Consider the following 1296-nt stretch of genomic DNA (forward strand, 5'->3'; position numbering starts at 1 on the left):
CGCTCCGGCTGCTCGCCATCTCGGCCGACAAGCGCCAGGACGGCATCGATGCGCCGACGCTGAAGGAGGCCGGTTTCGATGTCGAGCTGTTCAACTGGCGCGGCGTTTTCGCGCCGCCCGGCGTGTCCGACGACGACAAGGCGGCGATGATCAAGCTGATCGAGACCATGGCCAAGAGCGACGCCTGGGCGACAGAGTGCAAGAACCGCAACTGGACGCCGATCCTGCTCACTGGCGACGACTACGCCAAGTTCGTCACCGAGGACACCGCCCGCATCGGCGCCATTTTGAAGGATCTCGGTCTCGCCTGAGGCCTCCACCGGATCACGGAGGCGGCACCGCCTCCGTGACAGCATGCAAGCAGGAAATGGACTGCGGCGATGCCGGCAGCCGCGTGCCGGCCATCCGGCGAGGAGATCATGAGCACCAGCGACCATCAGGCGTCACCGCCGGGTCTTGCCTTACCTGAATTACTGATCGGCGTCGGGCTTCTCGCCTGCGCCTGCGCCGTCGCCTGGCAGACGCTGGCGATCCCGGTCTCGCCGCTCTACTCCAAGGTCGGCCCGACGGTCTTCCCCTATATCACCATGGCCGGGATGATCTTGCTGTCGCTGCTGCTCATCCTCGCCGCCATTCGCGGCGGCTGGCAGCCGGAGGAGGAAAAGGAAACGCCGACCGATTGGAAGGCGATGGGCCTGGTGGCGGCGGGTCTCGTTGCCAACCTCGTGCTCATCCAGCCGCTCGGCTTCACCGCGGCCTCGGTCATCATGTTCGTGCTGGTCTGTTTCGGCTTCGGCAGCCGGCACCCGCTGCGTGACGCGCTGCTCGGCCTCGTGTTGGCGCTTGCCGCCTATTTCGGCTTCGCCAAGGCGCTCGGCGTCAACATCGGTGCCGGCCTGATCGAGAACCAGCTCAACGCGCTGATGGGCGCCATGCTCGGCGGCAAGGGGGGCTGAGATCATGGACACGCTCAGCCATCTCGCGCACGGGTTCGCTGTCGCCTTCACGCCGACCAACCTGTTATGGTGCCTGGTCGGCACGACGCTCGGAACGGCAATCGGCGTGCTGCCCGGGCTCGGGCCGGCGCTGACCATCGCGCTCTTGTTGCCGATCACCTACCAGGTGGCGCCGGAGGCCTCGTTCATTTTGTTTGCCGGCATCTATTACGGCGCGATGTATGGCGGCTCGACGACGTCGATCCTGCTCAACACGCCTGGCGAAAGCGCCACGATCGTCACCGCGCTCGAGGGCAACCGCATGGCGCGTTCGGGGCGCGGCGGGGCGGCGCTCGCCACC

At 66.7% G+C, this 1296-nt stretch carries 3 protein-coding genes; all 3 read left to right on the forward strand.

The window, feature by feature from the left end:
* Window positions 1-311 (forward strand): tripartite tricarboxylate transporter substrate-binding protein (locus tag EOA28_RS36030; RefSeq protein WP_281060959.1); only part of this gene is annotated, 311 nt, incomplete at its 5' end.
* Between the two features lie 108 nt (window positions 312-419).
* A complete protein-coding gene (locus EOA28_RS36035; RefSeq protein ID WP_127249504.1) occupies window positions 420-956 on the forward strand; it encodes a tripartite tricarboxylate transporter TctB family protein in 537 nt (178 codons plus the stop codon).
* A 4-nt stretch (window positions 957-960) separates the two neighbouring features.
* The coding region (locus EOA28_RS36040) for a tripartite tricarboxylate transporter permease (protein WP_189342389.1) at window positions 961-1296 on the forward strand (336 nt) is incomplete at its 3' end.

The organism is Mesorhizobium sp. M2A.F.Ca.ET.067.02.1.1, from assembly GCF_004023285.1.
GTDB lineage: Bacteria > Pseudomonadota > Alphaproteobacteria > Rhizobiales > Rhizobiaceae > Mesorhizobium.

Bases quoted from the DNA above. Each gene is read 5' to 3' on its own strand.
- EOA28_RS36035 (WP_127249504.1), top strand. From the start codon at position 420: ATGAGCACCAGCGACCATCAGGCGTCACCGCCGGGTCTTGCCTTACCT.